Source organism: Streptomyces lasiicapitis, from assembly GCF_014646335.1.
Taxonomy (GTDB): domain Bacteria; phylum Actinomycetota; class Actinomycetes; order Streptomycetales; family Streptomycetaceae; genus Streptomyces; species Streptomyces lasiicapitis.
This window is the reverse complement of sequence record NZ_BMNG01000008.1, coordinates 313,464-333,645: the sequence shown is the minus strand read 5'-3', so window position 1 is coordinate 333,645 and position 20,182 is coordinate 313,464. Positions and strand designations below refer to the sequence as shown.

The following is a 20,182-nucleotide window of genomic DNA, read 5'->3' as shown; positions in this document are numbered from 1 at the left end:
GCATCCCTTCGGTACGACAGTACGCGTTTCTACATACGATTGACTGTACGCATCCTTACGTACAATCAAGCGGGGCGGCAAGCGATAGTTCGAATGTCTACGTACGGAGGTACGGTGTCGGGTATGAGCTACCGCCACCCCGAGCGGGACCAGATCCGGGTCGACGGCGTCCTGAGCGCCCTCGGCAACCCGCTGCGGCTGTCCGTCGTCCGGCTCCTCGACGGCGGCGGCGACCACAACTGCACGAGCGTCCTCAACACCCTCGGCGTGACGGCGAAGTCGACCATGACGCACCACTGGCGCGTGCTGCGCGAGAGCGGGGTCATCCGGCAGCGCCCGTCCGGCCGCGAGAACCTGCTCACGCTGCGGCGGGAGGATCTGGACGCGCGCTATCCGGGGTTGCTGGACGCCATCCTGGCCGGGGCCCGGGCGGACGAGTCCTGACGGAAGCCGGGGCGGGCACGGCGGCGGGCGGCTAGGCTCGGGAGCATGACCCGCCGACATTGACCTTCACCGGGCACCGGAAGCCACCGCCGCCTCGCGGCGACGCTGTACGCGTACTCGCTCCTGGACGACTGCGTACTCCTCTACCCCGTGTACGCGCTGCTGTTCAGCGACGCGGGCCTGTCAGTCGCGCAGATCTCATCCCTCTTCGTCCTCTGGTCGCTGACCGGCATCGTCCTGGAGGTCCCCTCCGGCGCCCTGGCCGACGCGGTCTCGCGCCGCCTCCTGCTGTGGACGGGCCCCCTGCTCACCGCCGCGGGCTTCGCCCTCTGGACCGTCGCGCCCTCGTACTGGACGTTCGCCATCGGTTTCGTGCTGTGGGGCGCGAAGGGCGCGTTCGGCTCCGGCGCGCTGGAGGCCCTCGTGTACGAGGAGCTGGCCCACCTGGGAGCCGCCGACCGCTACGCCCACGTCATGGGCCGGGCGCGGGCGGCCGCCCTGGTGGGCGTGATGACGGCGACGGCACTCGCGGGCCCGGTGCTCGGGGCGGGCGGGTACGGGGTGATGGGGGCGGCGAGTGTGGGGGCGTGCGTGCTGACGGCGGTGGTGGCGGGGCGGTTCCCGGAACACCGGGACCGGGAAACGAAGGCCGCCACCGACGCAGTCCCCACCCCCGCCTCCGAAGATTCCTCCCCCGGCTGGGCGGCATCCCTCCGAGCAGGCCTGTCCGAGGCCCGCAGCAACCGGACCGTACGCGAGGCCCTACTGCTAGTACCAGCCGTAACCGCCGTATGGGGAGCCCTGGACGAATACACCCCGCTCCTGGTCCGGGAGGCCGGCGCGACGGACACGGTGGTGCCGTGGTGGCTGCTGCTGATCTGGGTGGGAGCGACGGCGGGAAGCCTGCTGGCGGGTTCGCTACGGGGCCTCGGCACGGCGGGCTTCGCGGCCCTCCTGGCCTGCGCGGGCGCGGCACTGGCCGCAGGCGCGGCACTCCCGGCAGCCGGTCTCCCCCTCCCCGCAGGCGTCGCCCTCGTAGCCCTGGCCTTCTGCGCCTTCCAACTGACCACCGTCCTGGCCGACACCCGCCTCCAGAACAGCATCACGGGCCCGAGCCGAGCAACGGTCACATCCCTGGCAGGCGCGGCAACGGAACTGACGACGGTGACGGTGTACGGAACGTACGGCCTACTGGCATCAACAACCACACACGGCACGACGTTCGCGGTGTTCGCGGCGCCGTATCTGCTGACGGCGCTGATGCTGGCATGCAAACGCCCGGGGCCAGGTGAAGACACCTAGCCCCGGGCCGAGTCCCGCACAGACTGACGTCAGTCGTCGTAATCCGCGAAAAGCTCTTCAGCGGACTTCACCGTGTAGGACAGGTCGACCCAGGCAGCCAAGGTCTCCAGGTCAGCACAGTCCACGATCCGCTTCCGCACGGCCTCGGGCACCTCGATGCCCCGATGCTTCAGAGTGCGCAACACGGATTCCGCGCGCTCCTCGGCACGCCCCTCCGTATGCCCCTCCGCCCGCAGCCGCTGAGACGTCTCCGACCGGAAAAAGGAAAGCTCGACGGTCACCAGTTCCCTCCAAGTCTTGAGAGCCGGGCTGTTGGCCAGGCCCTGTTCAGTGAGTTCGGAGAAGATCTCCGCATTCTCCCTGTCGATGGTCTTCAAGGCCGCTGCCAACGCCTTCAGTATGGCATCGGCGTTCGCGTCCTTACTATGCGTAATCGCGGAAAGGGTCGCGAGCGGGATGTCCTGGGCAGCGGCCCGCACGTCCGTGATGACAGGCACGTTGTGCGGGCCGAGGACCAGTGGGCGGAGCGTGAGCATGGGCCAGTGTGCGGGGCCGACGCTGTAGGGGGCGGCGGCCCAGACCGCCGTCGACTTGTCCTGACAGGTGACGAGCAGGACGGTCGGGAGTTGGTATTTCGCGTGCAGGTAGGACGTGTAATACGCCCAGCTCGCGGGTTTGGCGCGGTCCCTTCTTCCCTGCGCCTCCACCGCCAGCAGAAAACTGCCCTCGTTCTCGGTGTCGAACCGGAGCAGCGTGTCCACCCTGCGCTCCAGCGGCGTCGTCTCGGTCAAGTCGGTGGGCATGATGGACACCGCTGTCGGTTCCGGGAACGGCAGGTCGAGCGCCCGGAACGCCCGGCCGAAGACGCCGGGTTCCTTCTGGAAGATGCGGTGCATCGCTTCGTGGGATGAACTCGCCATGTGCGGAACGCTAGGGCGAGTGTGGCAACTGCCCCTGGAATATGGCGTTGCGTCACTCGTTCGAGCGGTGTGGGACGACCTGGAGTCCGAAGTCGTACGAGCCGAGTGCGCCCGCGATGCCCATGAAGAGGAGCGCGAAGTGTTCCTGGCCGCGGGCGGTTTCGATGGGGCCGAGGTCCATGTGGGCGGACTCGGGCCAGCCGAGGTCGGTGAGGAGGGTGGCGGTCGTCTTCTTGGCCCGGGGGTCGTTGCCCGAGAGGAAGACGGTGGACGGGCCCGTCAGGTCGCCGGGGGCCGTCATGACGATGGCGTCCATCGTGGAGAAGGTTTTGACCACTCGGGTGTCGGGGAACGCCGTCTGGATCTCCTCGCCCAGGGAGATCGTGGGGTGTGACAGGGCCATCCCGTGCGGCTCCTCGGTGAAGCCGACGGCTATGTCGACCAGCACCTTTCCGCGCAGCGCGGCCTCCACCGTGCGCAGGAGCGCCACGGAATCCGTCCCCGGCGTGACGTTCACGATCACCTCGGCCCGCTCGGCCGCCTCGGCGACCGTCACCACCGGCACGCCCACCTCCGCCGCCAGTTCCGCCTTCGCCGCGGGGTCCCGCGAACCGAGGACCACCTCATGGCCCGCCGCCGCCCAGCCCTTGGCCAGCGCACGCCCGACATTTCCGGTTCCGATCAGTGCAAGTTTCATGGTCGGGACGGTAGTTGGGGGCCGGAGGGGGTCGTATCCGTCCTGAGGACCGGGTCGGGACCAGTCCGGTCCTAGGCCGAACGGCCGGGCCTAGGACCAACGCCCGAGCGGGGCGCTACCCCGCCCACACCACCGCCTGCGTCTCGCTGTACGCCCCCAACGCGTACGACCCGCAGTCCCTCCCCACCCCGCTCTGCTTGAACCCGCCGAACGGGGCCTCCATGTTGCGGCCGATGGTGTTCACGCCGACCCCGCCCGCCCGCAGCCGCCGGGCCACCCGGAACGCGCGCGCCACGTCGGCCGACCAGACATAGCTGAGCAGGCCGTAGTCGCTGTCGTTGGCCAGGGCCACCGCCTCCTCCTCGGCCGCCTCGCCCTCGCCGTCGAAGGGGACGACGACCACGACGGGGCCGAAGATCTCCTCCCGGACCACCCGCATCCCGGGCGTGCAGTCCGCCAGGAGGGTGGGGGTGAAGTAGAAGCCTCGGGGCGGCCGGGGAGACATGGGGTCACCGCCCGCCACCAGCCGCGCCCCCTCCTTCCGGCCCAACTCCACGTACGACTCCACCCGTTCGCGATGCGCCGCGGAGATCAGCGGGCCCACCACCGTGTCCCGGCCCCTCGGGTCCCCGACCTTCAGGTAGGAGGCGTAGCGCGTCAGCTTCTCCAACAGCGGCTCGTACAGCCGCCGTTGGACGATGACGCGCGTCGGCGCCGTACAGATCTGGCCGCTGTAGAACGAGAACGTCGTGCCGATGCCCGCCACCGCCGCGTCGAGGTCGGCGTCGTCGAAGACGATTGCCGCGCCCTTGCCGCCCAGCTCCATGAGCTGGCGTTTCATGCCGCGGCCGCAGACCTCGCCGATGCGCTGTCCGACGGGTGTGGAGCCGGTGAAGCTCACCATGTCGACGTCGGGCGAGTCGACGGACGCCTCGCCCACCTCGGGGGACGCGCCGGAGACGACGTTCACCACGCCGGGCGGCGCGCCGGCTTCGGCGAGGGCCGCGGCCATGCGGTACACGGACAGCGGGTCCTGCGGGGCCGGTTTCACGACGACCGTGTTGCCCATCGCCAGGGCGGGGGCGATCTTGCCGGAGGGGTTCGCCCAGGGGTTGTTGTAGGAGGTGATGCAGGTGACGACGCCGACGGGTTGGCGGACGGCCAAGGCGCCGAGCACGCCCGCCTTGCCCATCGGGCCCGCCTCGTTGACCTGCGGCGGGAGTCCCGTCTCCACCGGCTCAAGGGCCCCCCGCGCGTACCGCCGGAAGCGCGCCACCGCCACCGCGACCTGCATCCCGCGCGCGGTCCCGGTGGTCGCCCCGGTCTCGGCACGCGCCAACTCCGCGTGCGCGGCGAAGTCCCGCTGGACGATGTCGGCGGCGCGGTCGAGGACGGCGGCCCGCTCCTGCGGCGACGTACGCGACCACGTCCCGAAAGCGGCCCGCGCCGCCGACGCCGCCTGCCACACCTGCGCCCGGCTCGCCTCGGGAGCCAGGCCCACGACCTCCTCGGTCGCCGGGTCGATCACCTCGTAGTGCCCGCCGTCGGGCTCCACCCACACCCCGTCGACGAACAGCCGCTGCGGCCCGCCCGCGGGCCCGGCGGGAGCGAAGCCCTCCACCTCGACGTCGCTCACCTGGTGCTCACCGTCCTGGTGTCACGGCCCGACCGCAGCACGGTCCCGGGCACCGCCCCGCTCACCACGTCGTCGCGGATCACCTCGACGCCGTTGACCCACACGGCGTTCACACCGATCGCCTTGGAGTCCAGGCGCGGGCTGTCGCCGGGCAGATCGTGTACGAGGGTGGCCTTGCCCGCGTCGATCCGCTCGGGGTCGAAGAGGACGAGGTCCGCGTGGAAGCCCTCGGCGATCCGGCCCCGCTCACGCAGGCCGAAGAGCCGCGCCGGGTCGTCGGTGAGCATCTTCACCGCCTGCTCAAGGCCCATCAGCTTGCGGCCGCGCAGACAGTCCCCGAGGAACCGTGTCGTGTACGGGGCGCCGCACATGCGGTCCAGGTGCGCGCCCGCGTCCGAGCCGCCGAGCATGACGTCCTCGTGGCTCCAGGTCTCGGCGCGCAGCGCCCAGGAGTCCGGGTCGTTGTCGGTCGGCATGGGCCAAAGGACCGTACGCATACCGTCGTTGGCGCAGATCTCGACGATGCACGCGAACGCCTCCTGACCGCGCTCGGCGGCGATGTCCCGCACCACCCGGCCGGTCAGCCCCTCGTTCTCGGCGGAGTACGTGTCTCCGATGACGTACCGCCCGAAGTGCGTGAGGCGCCGGAACACCCCGGCTTCCTTGCTGCCCGCGCGCCGCAGCATCTCCCCCCGCACATCCGGGTCGCGGAGCTTCGCGATGCGCTCCGGAATGGGAAGCCCGAGGATCTCGCCCCACCCGGGAATCAGATTCAGGGCACAGAACGTGCCGAGGGACATGTTCATCGGGGTCAGGATCGGCATCGTCAGGGCGACGACGCGCCCGCCCGCCTTCCGCGCCCGCTCGCTCGCGACGAGCTGGCGGGGCACGCGTTCGGGCACGGCGGCGTCGATCGTCAGGACGTTCCAGTTCAGCGGGCGCCCCGCGGCCGCGCTCATGTCCACGAACAGCTCGATCTCGGCGTCGCTGAACTGATCCAGACAGCCCGCGACGATCGCCTCCAACTGCGTGCCCTCGTGCTCGGCGACCGCTCGCGACAGCGCGAGCAGTTCGGCGGGCCCCGCGTGCCGGGACGCCACCGGCTTGCCGTCGCCGTCGGAGTGCGTGGACGACTGCGTGGTGGAGAGCCCCCAGGCGCCGGCGTCCATAGCCTCATGGAACAGCGCGAGCATCCGCTCCAACTGCTCGCCCGACGGCTGCCCGCCGACCGCGTCCGCCCCCATCACGTACCGCCGCAGCGCGCAATGCCCCACCATGAAGCCCGCGTTGACCGCGATCCGCCCCTCCAGCGCGTCCAGATACTCCCCGAAGGAGTGCCACGACCAGGGCGCGCCCTCCTCCAACGCCACCAGGGACATGCCCTCGACCTTGGACATCATCCGGCGCGTGTAGTCGGCGTCCTCGGGCTGCTCCGGATTCAGCGGCGCCAGCGTGAACCCGCAGTTCCCACCCGCGACGGTGGTCACGCCGTGGTTCAGGGAGGGCGTGGCGTACGGATCCCAGAACAACTGCGCGTCGTAGTGCGTATGCGGGTCGACGAACCCGGGGGCAAGGATCAGCCCATGGGCCTCTTCCTGAGTACGGGCCTCCTCCGTGACGCCGACCGCGACGACGGCCACCCGTCCGTCCCGGATGCCCACGTCGGCGACCCTGGCGGCGGCCCCCGTCCCGTCGACGACGGTCACACCCTTGATGAGGTGGTCGAGCATGACGAGCTACCCCTTCCCATAGGGCTTTTGAGCTCACCGACGTCCGGGGCGAGCACTTTCGGCCCGTCCGGCGTTTGAGGACGAGCGCGCAGCGCGATCGGCGGTCACCCGGTGGCGGCCTGCCGCATACGCGTGGTGCGATGCACCGGATCGGTGTCGATCTTCGGGATGACGTGCTCCCCGATCAGCCGAATAGTGGTCAACGTGTCCTCGGGCGAAATCCCGATGGGCAACCCGAACGACAACTGATCCGCCCCAGCCTGCTCCCACCGCTTGCACTGCCGAGTGACCTCATCCGGATCCCCACAGATCATCAACTCCTCGGCAATGAGCAGCTCGATGATCTCCTCGGTGTAATCCGGCAACACCTCGGGCCACTCAGGAATCCCCTCAGGCCGAGGAAACGTGTCGTGGTACCGAAACACCAGCGACTGCAGGTAATTGAGCCCGCCGTTCACGGCGATCCGAACGGCTTCCTCATGCGTCTCCGCACAAATGGCCGTGGACGTCACCATCACGTTGTCGTTCACGAAGTCCCCGACGGGCTCGGCGTCCCGGATCGCCGTCTTGTACTGCTCAAGCACCCACTCCATGTCGGAGACCTTCTGCACGCTGAACCCAAGGACACCGAGCCCCTTCTTCGCGGCCATGGCGTACGAGGACGGCGACCCGGCGGCGTACCACATGGCGGGGTGCGAGGCGCCGTACGGCTTCGGGAAGACCTTGCGCGGCGGCAACTGCCAGTGCTTGCCCTGGAACCCCTCGTACTCCTCCTGGAGCCACATCTTGGGGAATTCCGCGATGGTCTCTTCCCAGATCTCCTTGGTGTGGTTCATGTCGGTGATGCCCGGCAAAAAGCCGAGGATCTCGTGCGATCCGGCGCCGCGCCCGCTGCCGAACTCGAAGCGGCCCTCCGAGAGATGGTCGAGCATCGCGACCTTCTCGGCGACCTTGACCGGGTGGTTGACCTGGGCCAGGGGATTGAAGATCCCCGACCCCAGATGAATGCGTTCCGTCGCGTGGGCGAGGTAGCCGAGGAATACGTCGCTGGCGGAGAGGTGCGAGTACTCCTCCAGGAAGTGGTGCTCGGACGCCCAGGCGTACTTGAAGCCCGACTTGTCCGCCTGGATGACGTACTCGGTCTCCTCCATCAGCGCCTTGTGCTCGGCGAGCGGGTCGGTCTCGGCCCGCTTGCCCACGTATCCCTGTACAAAGAGCCCGAATTCCAAGGCGGTTCACCGTCCTCGTCAGTTTCTGACGTACCGTCAGATCTACTGAGCCGACTGTTCCATCGCACGCCAGGACCGTCAATAGCTGATACAGCGTCAGATGGCGCGTCAGAGCACGCTCACGCCCGCCAGCCAGCCGCCGTCGACCACGAAGGGCTGCCCGGTGATGTACGCCGAGTCCACCTCGGCGGTGAGGAACAGCGCGAGCCGCGCCACCTCCTCCGCCCTGCCCACGCGGCCGAGCGGCACGAGCTTGCGGTACAGCGCGTCGAGCCCCCGGGAGGCCTTCTCCACGTCCGCCTCGGGGTCGAGCTGCGCGGGGTTGCTCATGGCGGTGTCGATGGCGCCGGGGCAGATCGCGTTGACGCGGATGTGCTTCTTCGCCAGTTCGAGGGCGGCGACGCGGGTGAGGCCGATGATGGCGTGTTTGGTCGCGCTGTACGCGCCGATGTACGCCATGCCCGTCATCCCCGCGTACGAGGCGGTGTTCACGATCGAGCCGCCGCCGGCCGCCGCGATCTCGGGCGCGGTCGTCTTGATGCCGAGGAAGACGCCGACCTGGTTGACCCGCACGATCTGCTCGAACTCTTCGAGGGGCGTGTTCACCAGCTCGTTGAAGCGCAGGATGCCCGCGTTGTTGACCAGGCCGTCCACCGTGCCGAAGGCGTCCTTGGTGGCCGCGACGGCCGCCGCCCAGTCCGCCTCCCGCCCGACATCGAGGTGGACATAGCGCGCGCTGTCCTCCCCCAACTCCTTCGCCAGCGCCTCCCCTTGTTCGTCGAGTACGTCGCCGACGACGACCCGCGCGCCCTCCTCGACGAAGAGCCGCGCCTCCTGCTCGCCCTGCCCGCGCGCGCCACCGGTGACGATGACGACGCGCCCGTCCAGCTTGCCCATTGCCGGCCTCCTGGTTCGGTTCAGTAGAACGAACGCTCTATTTAATGTGCGGAGCTACGTCCGCGCCGAACGCCGCCATCTGGTCGGTGAGTTCCCTCCGGCTGCGGCTGCGGAAGCGCACCTGGATCTGGTGCACGCCCATCTCCGCGTACGCGCGCAGCGACTCCGCGAGGGCGGCGGGCTTCCCGCTGAGCGTGCGCCGCCCGACGGGCCAGGTGGGCTCGCCCACGTACAGCGGCTCGGTGATGGCGCCGATGGTGAGCGGCGCGTCGATGCCCGCTTCCGCGCGCAGCCGCCTGAGCCTGGCGATCTGGTCGGGGAGCCGGTCGCGCGGGTCGCCCTGGGGCAGCCAGCCGTCGCCGCGCACGGCGGCCCGGCGGACGGCCGCGGGCGAGGAGCCGCCGACCCAGATCGGCACCCGCCGCTGTGCGGGCCGCGGCCGCTGCCCGAGCCCTTCGAAGGAGAAGAACTCACCCTCGTACTCAGGAAACTCATCGGGCCCGAGCGCGGCCCGCAGCGCGTCCACGGTGTCGTCGAGCACGCGCCCCCGGCGCGCGAAGTCGGCGCCGAGCGCCTCGAACTCCTCCGCCACGTGCCCGGCGCCGACACCGAGGATGAGCCGTCCGCCGCTGAGGTGGTCGAGCGTCGCGTACTGCTTGGCGCTCAGCAGGGGGTGGCGCAGGCCGACGATCGCGACGTGACTCATGAGCCGGACGTGCTCGGTGACACCGGCGAGGTACGAGAGGGTGGCGACGGGGTCGTACCAGACGGTCCCCATGGCGTCCGCGAGCCGCCGGGGAATCGCCACGTGATCACAACTGGCGAGGTAGGCGAACCCCGCCCGGTCGGCAACGCGGGCGATCTCGACCAGATCCTCGGGCCCGGCCCCGGCCTCCCAGCCCTCGGCGAAGAGCGCGCTCTGCGACTGCACGGGGAGCTGCATCCCATACGCGAGCCGCCCCCACCCGAATTCCTCCGCCATGCCCTCCCCGCCCCTCATCGGGCCCCGGGCCCGGCCCAGAGGCCGTCCTTCGTCAGGCCCAACAGATCGATCGCGTTGCCGCGGACTATCCGCTCCACGACGTCCGGCGCCAGGTGACCCATCTGTTCCTCGCCGACCTGGCGGGATTTCGGCCAGGTGGAGTCGGAGTGCGGGTAGTCGGTCTCGTAGAGGACGTTGCCGACGCCGATGGCGTCGAGGTTGCGCAGGCCGAAGGCGTCGTCGAAGAAGCAGCCGAAGACGTGGTCGGCGAAGAGCTCGGACGGCGGGCGGTGCACCTTGTCGGCGACGCCGCCCCAGCCGCGGTTCTCCTCCCACACGACGTCCGCGCGCTCCAGGATGTAGGGGATCCAGCCGATCTGCCCCTCGGCGTACATGACCTTGAGGTTCGGGAAGCGCTCGAACTTGCCGCTCATCAGCCAGTCGACCATCGAGAAGCAGCAGTTGGCGAAGGTGACGGTGGAGCCGACCGCGGGCGGCGCGTCGGCGGAGGTGGACGGCATCTTGCTGGAGGAGCCGATGTGCATGGCCACGACCGTGCCGGTCTCGTCGCAGGCGGCGAGGAAGGGGTCCCAGTCGTCGGAGTGGATCGACGGGAGTCCGAGATAGGGCGGTATTTCCGAAAAGGCGACGGCCCGCACCCCGCGCGCCGCGTTGCGCCGGACCTCCGCGGCGGCCAGTTCCGGGTCCCAGAGGGGGATGAGGGGTAGCGGTATCAGCCGACCTTGTGCGGCGGGGCCGCACCACTCGTCCACCATCCAGTCGTTGTACGCCCGTACGCAGAGAAGACCCAGGTCGCGGTCCGGCGCCTCGGTGAAGGTCTGGCCGCAGAAGCGCGGGAAGGTGGGGAAGCACAGGGCGGACTGGACGTGGTTGACGTCCATGTCGGCAAGCCGGTCCGGGACGCTGAAGGAGCCGCGCCGCATCTGCTCGTACGTGATCACTTCGAGCTTGATCTCGTCGCGGGCGTAGCCGACGGCGGTGTCGAGGCGGGTCAGCGGGCGGTGCAGATCCTCGTACACCCACCAGTCCCCTATGGGTCCATCATCCCCTTTCTCCCCCATGATCGGGGCGAACTTCCCTCCCAAAAAGGTCATTTCCTTGAGCGGTGCGCGGACGATGCGCGGGCCCCGGTCGCGGTACTCCGCGGGGAGCCGGTCCTGCCAGACCTGCGGGGGCTCCACCGTGTGGTCGTCCACCGAGATGATCCTCGGGAACGGCGGCGCGTCGGGGGCGGCGTCCTGAGTGCTCTCCCTGGTCTCCATACGGCTCACGGTAGCGCGTATCTGACGATCCGTCAGTTGTCCGGATCCGGTCACTGGTGCGGGAACCCTGTGAGAGCCGTCTCCCACGGCTGACGCATCCGCTCCGGACAAGGCAAACTGTGCTCCGCAGCAAGTCTCACGGGCAGGGCAGGCCCGCGGGCGGGCACAAACCAGGCACAGCCGGGCACAGTTGGGCGTATTTGAACAGACTTCAGCAACTGCGTGCGGCAGGGCAGCAGGGGGAGCGATGGACGGACTACCGCGAGTGCCGGACCAGCGGCGTTCGACGGCGGAAAGCGACCCTGGGACAGCGGCGCGACGGGGCGAACCCGTGGCCGCCGGCCGGAAGGACCGGCCTTCGGGGGCGGACGGGCAGGGTGCCCGTTCGGGGGCCGCGGACGGGCACGGGGCCCTGCCGGGACCGGCGGACGGACACGGCGCCGCGCAGGACGCGGATGCCGCGCGGCCCGCTGCCCGCTTCAGCGTGCTCGGACCCGTACGCGCCTGGCTCGACGAGGAACAACTGCCCACCGGTTCCCCGCAGCAGCGCGCCCTGCTCGCCGCCCTCCTGCTGCGCGACGGCCGCACCGCCACCGCCTCCGAGCTGATCGACGCCATCTGGGGCGAGGAGTCGCCGTCGCAGGCCCTGGCCGCGATCCGTACGTACGCTTCCCGGCTGCGCAAGGTGCTCCCGCCCGGTGCCCTGGTGAGCGAGTCCGGCGGCTATGCCGTGCGGGCCGCCGAGGGCGCGCTCGACCTGACCGAGGCCGAGAAGCTGTGGCACACGGCCGAGCGGGCCCGCGGGCTCGGCGACCTGTGCCAGGCCCGTTCGCTGGTCAACAAGGCACTGTCGCTCTGGGACGGCGAGCCCCTCGCCAACGTTCCCGGCCCTTACGCGGACGCGCAGCGCACCCGTCTCGAAGAATGGCGGCTCCAGCTCCTCGAGTCCCGCCTTGACATGGACCTGGAACAGGGCTGCCACGCGGAGTCGGTGTCCGAGCTGACGGCCCTGACGGCCGCGCACCCTCTCCGCGAGCGCCTCCGCGAGCTCCTCATGCTCGCCCTCTACCGCTCCGGGCGGCAGGCCGAGGCCCTCGCTGTGTACGCCGACACGCGCCGGCTCCTCGCCGACGAGCTGGGCGTCGACCCGCGCCCCGGCCTCCAGGAACTCCAGCAGCGCATCCTCCAGGCCGACCCGGCCCTCGCCGAGCCGTCGGCACCCGCCGCCGAGCCGTCCGCCGGAGTCGTACGCCCCGCGCAACTTCCGGCCACCGTCCAGGACTTCACCGGCCGCGTCTCGTTCGTCAAGGAACTCAGCGACATCCTCTCCACCGCCGAGGGCCGCGTCATGGCGGTCTCCGCGCTCGCGGGCATCGGCGGCGTGGGCAAGACGACGCTCGCGGTGCATGTCGCGCACGCGGCGCGCACGCACTTCCCTGACGGGCAGTTGTACGTGGACCTCCAAGGCGCCGGCCCGCGCGCGGCGGAGCCGGAAACGGTCCTGGGCGCCTTCCTGCGCGCCCTCGGCACCGCGGACTCCGCGATCCCCGACTCCCTGGAGGAGCGGGCCGCCCTCTACCGCTCCGTCCTCGACGGCCGCCGCGTCCTGGTCCTCCTGGACAACGCCCGCGACGCCGCGCAGGTGCGGCCGTTGCTGCCCGGGATGGAGGGGTGCGCCGCGCTTGTCACCAGCCGCATGCGGATGGTGGACCTGGCGGGCGCGCACCTGGTCGACCTGGACGTGATGTCACCGGACGAGGCGCTGTCGCTCTTCACAAAGATCGTCGGCGAAGAACGGGTGGCGTCCGAGCGCGAGGCAGCCCTCGACGTCGTCGCGGCCTGCGGCTTCCTCCCCTTGGCCATCCGCATCGCGGCGTCCCGCCTGGCGGCCCGCCGCACCTGGACCGTCTCGACCCTCGCCGCCAAGCTCGCCGACGAGCGGCGCCGCCTCGACGAACTCCAGGCCGGCGACCTCGCGGTCGAGGCCACCTTCGAACTCGGCTACGGCCAGCTCGAGCCGGTCCAGGCCCGCGCCTTCCGCCTCCTCGGCCTGGCGGACGGCCCCGACATCTCGCTCGCCGCGGCGGCCGCGGTCCTGGACCTCCCCCTGGAGGACACCGAGGACCTCCTGGAGTCGCTGGTGGACACGTCCCTGCTGGAATCCGCTGCGCCGGGGCGGTACCGGTACCACGATCTGGTGCGGTTGTACGCGCGTGCGTGCGCGGAACGGGACGAGCTGCCGCCGAGCGAGCGGGAGGCCGCGCTTTCGCGGTTGCTGGACTTTTATCTGGCTTCGGCGGCTCGGGTTTATGCGATTGAGCGTCCTGGGGACAGGACGGTTGACCATCTGGCGGCCACCCGGCACGCGGGGCTGGACTTCAGCGACGACGCCAAGGCGCTGGACTGGTTGCACTCCGAGGCCGCCTGCATCCTGGCCTGCGTGCAGCAGTCGTTGGGCAAGAACACCCTGCGTCGCGCCGTGGACCTGCTCCTGGCGTCCAAGGATCTGGCGGAGTCCGGGGCGAGTTCACTCCGGTACGAGGCGGCGACCTGCGCGGCACGTGACGCGGCGGGCGCCGCGCGGGACGCGTACGGCGAGGGTCGTGCCCGTGTCAGCCTGGCCCAAGTGCTCAGCAAGGTCGGGCGCTTCGAAGAGGCTGCCGAGGAACTGTCGCGTGCCGCGGAGCTGGCGGCCGAGTCCGGGGACCCCTGGACGGGTGGGAACGCACCGAACGAGCACGGGATAGTCGCGTACTGCCTGAACCGCTACGACGCAGCGGAGGCCTTCTTCCGCACGGCGGTCGAGGCATTCCGTGCCGACGGCAACGGCGGCGGCGAGGCGAGCGCCCTCTGCAATCTCTCCCGGGCCCTCCTCGCGATGGGCCGCGTCAGCCAGGCCATCGACCTGGCGCGTCAGGGCGCGGCAGTCTACGACGACCTCGGCCTCACCTTCCGGCTCGCCAACGCCAGGTATGCGCTCGGGATCGCGCTCAGCCACGCCGGCCAGCACACGGACGCGCTCGCCCAACTCACCGGGGCGCTCAAGATATTCGTGGAGAATCGCCAGCGGCTGTGGGAGGGCAATGCCCACTACCGCATCGCCGAGGTCCACTTCTCGGCCCGGCGCCTGTCTCAGGCAGCCCAGCACGCGGAGCAGGCCCTCGCCACCGGTTGCGTCGGCGGTGACTGGATGCGTGCCAACGTGCTGATCCTGCTGGGGCGGTCGCTGGACAGCCTCGGGCAACTCGACCGCGCGCGGGCGTGCTGGCGCGAAGCCCTCGCCATTCACGAGCGGGCAGGGGCTCCGGAGGCCGTCGTCGTACGAGCGCTCCTCCACCCCGTCGCGGTCGCCTGACCCAGGCATCCAAGGCGTTCATCGAACGTTTATGGGCAGCTGTCACTCTCTACTTATCGATCCGTCGCGTCGGGGGGCAGACGGGTCGCGTGGGCCCCACAGCTATGGTGAGCGGCCCTGGACCGCCCGCTCGGCGACCCTCGGGGGAGTTGCCGAGCGGGCGGTCTAGTCCCGGAGCCCCGCAGACGTACAGGAGTTTTAGATCATGAGCGAGCCCAAGAAGAAGAAGGTCCTCAAGCCCATGGGTGACGGCCACGTCCCGGCGCCGCCGCAGGACGGCCCCATCACGCCTCAGGGCGACGGCCACGTCCCGGCCCCGCCGAAGGACGGCATCACCACGAAGGGTGACGGCCACGTCCCGGCCCCGCCGACCAAGGACGCCTGACACTTCCTTCCCGACGGGGGGATCGGCCGCGGCGGCGCGGAGGGGGAGCCGCCGCGGCCGAGGCGTGTCCGGCGCAGGGTAGTCCAACTAACATAAGTTTAGCTCGAATTGTTCGAACATGAGCTGTTATGTGCAGCTAGAGTTGATAGTTGAAAGTCTGCCCCCTCCAAGGAGTTGGAATGACTCGAACCAGAAAAATCCTTGTCACGCTGGCTGTGATGGCCGCCGCCTCAGCGGGAGCCACGGCACCCGCACTCGCCGACGGCCACGCCCCGGCCCCCGCCGGGGACGGACACACTCCGTCGTCACCGGCCGGGGACGGCCAGGTGCCGGTCGGCCCGCTGGGCGACGGCCACGCACCGGCACCTCCCGTTGACGGCCAGATGCCGACAGCACCGCAGCACTGAGGCCCCGGGGCCGAGCCGCCGCTCGGCCCCGGTTCACTGTCCCCGGGCCCTCTGAAAGAGTCGGCGCATGCCAAGAACCGAACCGCGGCGCCGCACCCCGCGCGTCATATCCGTCACCGCCACCGCCCTCCTCGGCGCCGTACTCCTGACCGCCTGCGGCACGGAGCAGCGCGACGACACGGCCCCGCCCCGGGACGCCGAGGTGGCAGCCGGTACGCCGAGTGCGCCGGACGGCACAAGCACCCCGTCCAGCGGCAACTCCCCCTACGTAGACCCCGGCCCCGGCGACCGCGCACCCCACAACGAGGAGAACAACGCCTACCGCCGCCCCGGCGAGATGTCCGCCACCAGCGAGAAGGCCGCCGACGTGCAGGCAAAGCGCGTGCAGGCAGTCCTCAAGCGGCTCTGGACGAAGGGGACTTGGGATCCGGACTCCGTGCGGGCCACCTTGCGCAGGGAGTTGGGGGCGGAAACCGGCGCCAAGGGGAAGAAGCTCACCGTGCAGGGGATGAACGCGCACTCGGAGGGAGACGGGAGCGTCACCCCGGAGGGGGCCATGGTGGGGCTTCGGGTGCGGGACGACGCCTGCGTCACCGCGTACATTCAAGAGTCCAGTTACGGGGCGCAGTCGAACGGCCCGTTCATGGAGACGGGCTGCATCGAGCCACCCACCGGCCACTGAGCCCACCGGGCGGCGAGCCCAAAGCAACGGAGAAGGGCAACTCGGCCCCAAATCCGGTGGACCCAACCCACCCCGCTGCCCGATAGTGCGGCCATGACCACTCTCGTGCGCCACGTGACCTTCGACTGTTCCGACGCCTACGCCCTCGCGACCTTCTGGGCCAAGATCCTGGAGGGCGCCGTGTCCGACGAGGACGCCCCGGGCGACCCGGAGGCCCTGGTGCACACGTCCGAGGGCCCCGACGTGCTCTTCATCAACGTCCCGGAGAAGAAGAGCGTGAAGAACCGCGTGCACTTCGACCTGCAGCCGCAGGAGCGCACGCGCGACGAGGAGGTCGAGCGGGTGACCGCGCTCGGCGCGACCCTCGTGGGCGACCACCGGCTGCCCGACGGCCGCGGCTGGGTGACCCTGGCCGACCCCGAGGGCAACGAATTCTGCGTGGAGCGCAGCGCGGCCGAGCGCGCGGCGACGGGCTGAGCATCCGGGTGCCGGATGCCCTCAGAACTCGATCAAGCCGCGCAGATCGATGTCGACCGGGAAGGGCACCGCCGTGGTCAGCTTGCCGGTGTGAGTGGGCTGTTCGGGGCTGGGGGCGTAGACACCCGCCTCGTGGTGGCGCCAGAACTCGTGCACGACCGGGACATTGTCCTCGCCGCGCTCGACGCGCCAGTAGTAGTCGATGCCCGCCTCCGCGTACATACCCGGCTTGAGGAAACGGTCGTCCTTGCGTGAGCCGGGCGAGACGATCTCGATGGCAAGAACGGCCTTCGCGACGGGAATGCAATCCAGCGTCAGCGCGTCGAGGCCGGTCTTGTCGAAGACGATCACATCGGGCTTGGGGACGTTGCGCTCGTCGAACATGACCCATTGCTCACTCATGACGGCATACGGTGCCCGCCTGGCCAGGGCCAGACTCATGTACAACCGGTCCCGAACCAGCTGATGCCATACCTTCGCCGCCCCACGTACCACGATCTTCCCATCCACGAGATCCCAGTCGAACGGGACGTCCAGCTCCTGAACCTGGTCCCATGTCCAGCCGTCCTCCGGCGGGTACATCCAGTTCTCGGAGTCGGCCGACACCTGCTGGTCGCCGTGTTCGCCGTGTGCCTCTGCGGCCATGACTGCTCCCATGAGGAGATCGTGCAAGAGGGGATGCTGCGTCCTACCTGTATGACGGTATCGCCACTCGTACGAGTGCGCGGGCAACATTCCTCTCGTACGAGTGTACGAGCGACGCCCTCGCGGCGACATCAGCAGCGACGGCTGTCCGCACCCCGGGCCCCGAGGTGCCGCAGCTCCCCCTTCACCACCTTCCCGCTGGCGTTCCGGGGGAGTTCCGGCACGAACTCGACCTCCCGCGGCACCTTGTAGTTGGCCATCTCCCGCCGTGCCCACGCGATCAGGTCGTCCGCGGTGAGGGCGGAGGACGCCGAGCGCCGTACGACGTACGCCTTGCCGACCTCGCCGAGGCGGGCGTCGGGGACGCCGATGACGGCGACGTCGGCCACCTGGGGGTGCAGGCCGAGGAGTTGCTCGATCTCGGCGGGGTAGGCGTTGAAGCCGCCGACGATGAACATGTCCTTGATGCGGTCGGTGATGCGGAGGTTGCCGGTCTCGTCCAGGACGCCTACGTCGCCTGTGTGCAGCCAGCCGTCGGGGGTGAGGACCTTCGCGGTCTCGTGGGGGTCCTCGAAGTAGCCGCTCATGGTGTTGTGGCCGCGGACCAGGACCTCCCCCGGGCTGCCCGGGGGCAAGGGGTCACCGGCGGCCGAGACCACGCGGACCTCCGTGTCGGGGATCGCGCGGCCCGACGTGGCCGCGATGACCTCCGCCGGATCACCCCTGCGGCACATCGTGACGATGCCGCCGGCCTCGGAGAGGCCGTACGCGGTGAGCACGGTGGCAATCCTCAACTCGGTGCGGAGGCGTTCTACGAGGCGCAGGGGGACCACCGCCGCGCCGGTCACGACCAGGCGCAGCGCCGAGAGGTCGTGGGCGTCCCGGGCCGGGTGGTCCAGGAGTGACTGGTGCAGGGTGGGCGGTCCCGGCAGGACCGAGATGCGTTCGGCGGCGATGTTGGCGAGGGCCGTGTCCACGTTGAAGACCGGCTGGGGGATCATCGTGGCGCCCCGCATCAGGCAGGCGATGATGCCGGCCTTGTAGCCGAAGGTGTGGAAGAAGGGGTTCACGATCAGATAGCGGTCGCCCTCGCGCAGCCCGGCGAGCTCGCTCCAGATCGCGTAGCAGCGCAGGGTCTGGGCGTGCGTGATGACGGCGCCCTTGGGGCGGCCCGTGGTGCCGGACGTGAAGTTGATGTCGGAGGGCCAGTCCCCGGAGATGGCCGCCGCCCGCGTCCGTACGGCATCGGCCGTGACGGTGTCGCCGCTCGCCAGGAAGTCCTTCCAGGTGCGGAAGTCCTCGGGGGCGTCGTCGGCGAGGACGACCACCTCCTCCAGGTGGGGCAACCCGGGCAACGGCCCGGCTCCGGGGCCGTCGGCCGCCGCGCGCCGCAGCGACGCCACGTACGAAGTCCCCAGAAACGTACCGGTGATGAACAGCAGCTTCGCCCGTGAGCGCGTGAGGACGTACGCGGCCTCGGCGCCCTTGAAGCGGGTGTTGAGCGGCACGAGGACCGCGCCCGCGCCGACGGCGCCGAGGGCGGAGACGATCCAGTCGAGGGTGTTGGGGGCCCAGACGGCGACGCGGTCGCCGGGGGCGACGCCGCTCGCCATGCAGGCTGCGGTGGCCCGTTCGATCCGGTCGCCGAGTTCGCGGTACGTCACGCGGGTGCGGCCCTCGACGACCGCCTCCCGGTCCGCGTACCGCTCGGCCGCCGCCCGGACCAGTCCCGGCACGCTGCCCCACTCCAGGTCGCCGCGCATCGCTCCCCCTTTGCCGAGCCGCCGTCCACTGACCGGCCGCCACTGCCCCACTACCTGACTATCCGTCAGATTAGCGGTAGCCTGACGCGCTGTCAGCAGCGAGGGCTCGCCACGACGCGACGCGGAGGTGCACGCCATGGCTCCTACCCACATGGCTTCGTCACTCAAGGACGCCACAGCGATAGCGGGGATCGGACAGACCTCCTTCGCCAAGCAACTGCCCGAGAGCGAGAAGACGTTGGCGTGCCGGGCGATCGTCGCTGCGCTCGACGACGCGGGCATCGCGGCGTCCGAGGTGGACGCGTTCGCCTCGTACACGATGGAGGAGACCGACGAGGTCGAGGTGGCCAAGGCGATCGGCGCCGGGGACGTCACCTTCTTCAGCAAGGTCGGGTACGGGGGCGGTGGTTCGTGCGCCACGCTCGCGCACCTGGCCGCCGCGATCGCCACCGGGCAGGCGAGCGTGGGCGTGGCCTGGCGCTCGCGCAAGCGCGGCAGCGGGCCGCGGCCTTGGCGGAACACCGCCGTCCAACTCCCCACGCCCGCCCAGTGGACGCGCCCCTTCGGCCTGCTCCGGCCCGCCGACGAGATCGCGTTGCTGACGCGCCGCTACATGCACGAGTACGGCGCCACCCGCGACCACCTCTTCAACGTCGCCCTCGCCTGCCGCAACCGCGCCAACCAGAATCCCGCCGCGATGATGTACGAACGCCCGCTGACCCGGGACATGTATATGACCTCGCGCTGGATCAGCGAGCCGCTCTGCCTCTTCGACAACTGCCTTGAGACGGACGGGGCATTGGCGTGTGTGCTCGTCTCGGCCGAGCGGGCGCGCGACTGCCGGCAGCGTCCCGTGTACGTCCACTCCGTCGCGCAGGGGCTGCCCGCGCAGCACCACGGCATGGTCAACTACTGGAACGACGACCCGCTGTCGGGCCCCGCCTGGACGGCCGCCCGCCACCTCTGGAAGCAGGCCGACTTCGGCCCCCAGGACGTCGACGTCGCCCAGATCTACGACGCCTTCACCCCTCTCATCCCCCTCTCCCTGGAGGGCTACGGCTTCTGCGGCCGCGGCGAGGGCGGGGCGTTCACGGAGGGCGGCGCACTGGAGATCGGCGGCCGCCTCCCCCTCAACACGGCGGGCGGCGGCCTCAGCGAGGCGTACGTCCACGGCTTCAACCTCATCACCGAGGGCGTGAAGCAACTGCGGGGCACGAGCACGGCACAGGTGCCGGACGCGGCGACGTGTTTGGTGACGGCGGGAGAAGGGGTGCCTACGTCCGCGGTACTGCTACGTGCCCCCTAAGGGGCGCGGGGAACTGCGCGACCAGCCACCAACCGACCCGCA

The 20,182-nt window shown here is 70.3% G+C and carries 17 protein-coding genes and 1 pseudogene; 8 read left to right on the top strand and 10 right to left on the bottom strand.

All coding sequences use genetic code 11. The annotated features are described in order from the left end of the window. Positions 1–123 precede the first annotated feature (123 nt). Positions 124–444, top strand: a complete 321-nt coding sequence (locus tag IEY91_RS19970) for an ArsR/SmtB family transcription factor (RefSeq protein ID WP_164323874.1) — start codon at positions 124–126, stop codon at positions 442–444. Between the two features lie 105 nt (positions 445–549). Continuing rightward, positions 550–1,746, top strand: coding sequence for an MFS transporter (locus tag IEY91_RS19965; RefSeq protein WP_189175120.1), 1,197 nt, complete (start codon positions 550–552; stop codon positions 1,744–1,746). Between the two features lie 29 nt (positions 1,747–1,775). Here the strand turns inward: IEY91_RS19965 and IEY91_RS19960 are convergent, their stop codons facing one another. The 8 genes and pseudogenes from IEY91_RS19960 to IEY91_RS19925 form a co-directional block, all read right to left on the bottom strand. Continuing rightward, on the bottom strand, positions 1,776–2,666 hold the full coding sequence (locus IEY91_RS19960; protein ID WP_189175029.1) for a hypothetical protein: 891 nt from the start codon (positions 2,664–2,666) through the stop codon (positions 1,776–1,778). Positions 2,667–2,718: 52 nt separating this feature from the next. Next, positions 2,719–3,366, bottom strand: a pseudogene (locus IEY91_RS19955) (NADPH-dependent F420 reductase); the annotation flags it as partial. 112 nt (positions 3,367–3,478) lie between these two features. Beyond that, a complete protein-coding gene (locus IEY91_RS19950) occupies positions 3,479–4,999 on the bottom strand; it encodes an aldehyde dehydrogenase family protein (protein ID WP_229697093.1) in 1,521 nt (506 codons plus the stop codon). Beyond that, a complete protein-coding gene (locus tag IEY91_RS19945; RefSeq protein ID WP_189175027.1) occupies positions 4,996–6,729 on the bottom strand; it encodes an N-acyl-D-amino-acid deacylase family protein in 1,734 nt (577 codons plus the stop codon). Before IEY91_RS19945 ends, IEY91_RS19950 begins: the two co-directional genes overlap by 4 nt. Positions 6,730–6,833: 104 nt before the next feature. Beyond that, positions 6,834–7,958, bottom strand: a complete 1,125-nt coding sequence (locus tag IEY91_RS19940; RefSeq protein ID WP_189175026.1) for an LLM class flavin-dependent oxidoreductase — start codon at positions 7,956–7,958, stop codon at positions 6,834–6,836. Between the two features lie 108 nt (positions 7,959–8,066). Beyond that, positions 8,067–8,855 carry an SDR family NAD(P)-dependent oxidoreductase gene (locus tag IEY91_RS19935; protein WP_164323866.1) on the bottom strand — a complete coding sequence of 263 codons (789 nt, stop codon included), beginning with the start codon at positions 8,853–8,855 and terminating at the stop codon, positions 8,067–8,069. A gap of 37 nt (positions 8,856–8,892) precedes the next feature. Next, the gene (locus IEY91_RS19930) at positions 8,893–9,837 is read right to left on the bottom strand and encodes an LLM class F420-dependent oxidoreductase (RefSeq protein ID WP_189175025.1); all 945 of its coding nucleotides are present in this window, start codon (positions 9,835–9,837) and stop codon (positions 8,893–8,895) included. 14 nt (positions 9,838–9,851) lie between these two features. Continuing rightward, complete coding sequence (locus IEY91_RS19925; protein ID WP_164323862.1) at positions 9,852–11,120, bottom strand: amidohydrolase family protein; 1,269 nt, start codon at positions 11,118–11,120, stop codon at positions 9,852–9,854. A gap of 247 nt (positions 11,121–11,367) precedes the next feature. Between IEY91_RS19925 and afsR the strand changes: the two genes are divergently transcribed. From afsR to IEY91_RS19900, 5 genes are all read left to right on the top strand, one after another. Then, a complete protein-coding gene (afsR, locus tag IEY91_RS19920) occupies positions 11,368–14,475 on the top strand; it encodes an SARP-family global regulator AfsR (RefSeq protein ID WP_229697092.1) in 3,108 nt (1,035 codons plus the stop codon). 205 nt (positions 14,476–14,680) lie between these two features. After that, positions 14,681–14,860, top strand: coding sequence for a sigma-like protein (locus IEY91_RS19915; protein ID WP_189175024.1), 180 nt, complete (start codon positions 14,681–14,683; stop codon positions 14,858–14,860). Between the two features lie 179 nt (positions 14,861–15,039). Then, the gene (locus IEY91_RS19910; protein WP_189175023.1) at positions 15,040–15,267 is read left to right on the top strand and encodes a hypothetical protein; all 228 of its coding nucleotides are present in this window, start codon (positions 15,040–15,042) and stop codon (positions 15,265–15,267) included. A gap of 67 nt (positions 15,268–15,334) precedes the next feature. Continuing rightward, a complete protein-coding gene (locus IEY91_RS19905; RefSeq protein ID WP_164323858.1) occupies positions 15,335–15,949 on the top strand; it encodes a hypothetical protein in 615 nt (204 codons plus the stop codon). A 93-nt stretch (positions 15,950–16,042) separates the two neighbouring features. After that, on the top strand, positions 16,043–16,426 hold the full coding sequence (locus tag IEY91_RS19900; protein WP_189175022.1) for a VOC family protein: 384 nt from the start codon (positions 16,043–16,045) through the stop codon (positions 16,424–16,426). A 21-nt stretch (positions 16,427–16,447) separates the two neighbouring features. On the opposite strand, the gene IEY91_RS19895 is transcribed toward IEY91_RS19900, so the two are convergent. Both IEY91_RS19895 and IEY91_RS19890 read right to left on the bottom strand, forming a co-directional pair. Next, positions 16,448–17,071 (bottom strand): Uma2 family endonuclease, encoded by a 624-nt coding sequence (locus tag IEY91_RS19895; protein WP_164323854.1) that lies wholly within the window; start codon positions 17,069–17,071, stop codon positions 16,448–16,450. A 131-nt stretch (positions 17,072–17,202) separates the two neighbouring features. Continuing rightward, the gene (locus tag IEY91_RS19890; protein ID WP_164323852.1) at positions 17,203–18,834 is read right to left on the bottom strand and encodes a FadD3 family acyl-CoA ligase; all 1,632 of its coding nucleotides are present in this window, start codon (positions 18,832–18,834) and stop codon (positions 17,203–17,205) included. A gap of 151 nt (positions 18,835–18,985) precedes the next feature. Between IEY91_RS19890 and IEY91_RS19885 the strand changes: the two genes are divergently transcribed. After that, positions 18,986–20,140: a lipid-transfer protein gene (locus IEY91_RS19885; RefSeq protein ID WP_189175117.1), complete on the top strand. Its 1,155-nt coding sequence runs from the start codon at positions 18,986–18,988 to the stop codon at positions 20,138–20,140. Positions 20,141–20,182: the final 42 nt, after the last annotated feature.

What these genes read in the sequence shown, in the direction of transcription:
- IEY91_RS19935 (WP_164323866.1), bottom strand. Translation starts at nt 8,855, where the DNA reads ATGGGCAAGCTGGACGGGCGCGTCGTCATCGTCACCGGTGGCGCGCGC.
- IEY91_RS19890 (WP_164323852.1), bottom strand. Translation starts at nt 18,834, where the DNA reads ATGCGCGGCGACCTGGAGTGGGGCAGCGTGCCGGGACTGGTCCGGGCG.
- IEY91_RS19910 (WP_189175023.1), top strand. Translation starts at nt 15,040, where the DNA reads ATGACTCGAACCAGAAAAATCCTTGTCACGCTGGCTGTGATGGCCGCC.
- IEY91_RS19960 (WP_189175029.1), bottom strand. Translation starts at nt 2,666, where the DNA reads ATGGCGAGTTCATCCCACGAAGCGATGCACCGCATCTTCCAGAAGGAA.
- IEY91_RS19945 (WP_189175027.1), bottom strand. Translation starts at nt 6,729, where the DNA reads ATGCTCGACCACCTCATCAAGGGTGTGACCGTCGTCGACGGGACGGGG.
- IEY91_RS19930 (WP_189175025.1), bottom strand. Translation starts at nt 9,837, where the DNA reads ATGGCGGAGGAATTCGGGTGGGGGCGGCTCGCGTATGGGATGCAGCTC.
- IEY91_RS19970 (WP_164323874.1), top strand. Translation starts at nt 124, where the DNA reads ATGAGCTACCGCCACCCCGAGCGGGACCAGATCCGGGTCGACGGCGTC.
- IEY91_RS19885 (WP_189175117.1), top strand. Translation starts at nt 18,986, where the DNA reads ATGGCTTCGTCACTCAAGGACGCCACAGCGATAGCGGGGATCGGACAG.
- afsR (WP_229697092.1), top strand. Translation starts at nt 11,368, where the DNA reads ATGGACGGACTACCGCGAGTGCCGGACCAGCGGCGTTCGACGGCGGAA.
- IEY91_RS19895 (WP_164323854.1), bottom strand. Translation starts at nt 17,071, where the DNA reads ATGGCCGCAGAGGCACACGGCGAACACGGCGACCAGCAGGTGTCGGCC.
- IEY91_RS19915 (WP_189175024.1), top strand. Translation starts at nt 14,681, where the DNA reads ATGAGCGAGCCCAAGAAGAAGAAGGTCCTCAAGCCCATGGGTGACGGC.
- IEY91_RS19900 (WP_189175022.1), top strand. Translation starts at nt 16,043, where the DNA reads ATGACCACTCTCGTGCGCCACGTGACCTTCGACTGTTCCGACGCCTAC.
- IEY91_RS19905 (WP_164323858.1), top strand. Translation starts at nt 15,335, where the DNA reads ATGCCAAGAACCGAACCGCGGCGCCGCACCCCGCGCGTCATATCCGTC.
- IEY91_RS19925 (WP_164323862.1), bottom strand. Translation starts at nt 11,120, where the DNA reads ATGGAGACCAGGGAGAGCACTCAGGACGCCGCCCCCGACGCGCCGCCG.